The 864-nt window shown below is 41.3% G+C and carries 1 protein-coding gene; it reads right to left on the bottom strand.

Annotated features, from left to right (window positions below):
- Positions 1-381: 381 nt before the first annotated feature.
- On the bottom strand, positions 382-864 hold a 483-nt coding region (locus ACTXGO_RS14920), incomplete at its 5' end, for an SDR family NAD(P)-dependent oxidoreductase (RefSeq protein WP_443575072.1).

Genomic DNA, 864 nt, shown 5'->3' with positions numbered 1-864 from the left:
GATGTGTCTAATCAGGTGTATTATGAGTTAGCGTGCGATGAGAGTGTCTGCCAGATAGCAGATGTCATTTTGGATAGCGACGGCACATCTTTATGGGAGCATTTAATTAAGAGTTGTCGCTCGTTAAATTAAAGTTAGCGTGTTCGTTGTAAAAGGCTTGAGTAAGTTCTTTTAAGTGAATTCTATAAAAACAATATTTGCAAATAGTGGTCAGTAAAAAATATGTACGCAGCCCTAAAAGCCATTGGTTTGTTTTCGCATAATGTATATTATGTTAAATAAACACTATTACAGACCGTTAATGGCTAACTATCTGGCAAGCCATACTTGCCGTCTTATCTTTGTATAGAGTTTAATACATCCTCTAATGATTCATTAACTTCAAAAGGTTTCCATCCAAGGACGTAGATCCATCTCATGTGTCCAGCAATCTCTTGGCTGACAATGCAGCTGCCAATACTGCTCGGCGATATGTTCTGGATTTAGTATTGCGCCTTGATCTTTGAGCGCACAGAGATCAGCAAAGTTATCTCGAGCAAATTCAGTATCGATAACCCCATCGATAACAGTATGCGCTACGTGTATGCCTTTTGGCCCAAGCTCGCGCGCCATGCTTTGTGCCAGTGCTCGCAGGGCAAATTTAGCACTAGCAAAAGCTGAAAAACCACTAGCACCTCGTAATGATGCCGTCGCACCAGTAAAGATAATGGTGCCTTTTTGGCGCGGTAACATGACTTTTGCCGCTTCCTTACCTGTCAAAAACCCAGCTAATGCGCCCATTTCCCATACTTTTCGATAGACGCGTTCTGTAGTCTCTAAAATGGAGAAATGTACATTTGCACCAATATTAAACACCACAACTTC

The sequence above is a fragment of the Psychrobacter sp. T6-1 genome (assembly GCF_052258445.1).
This window is presented reverse-complemented; position numbering and strand designations above follow the sequence as displayed.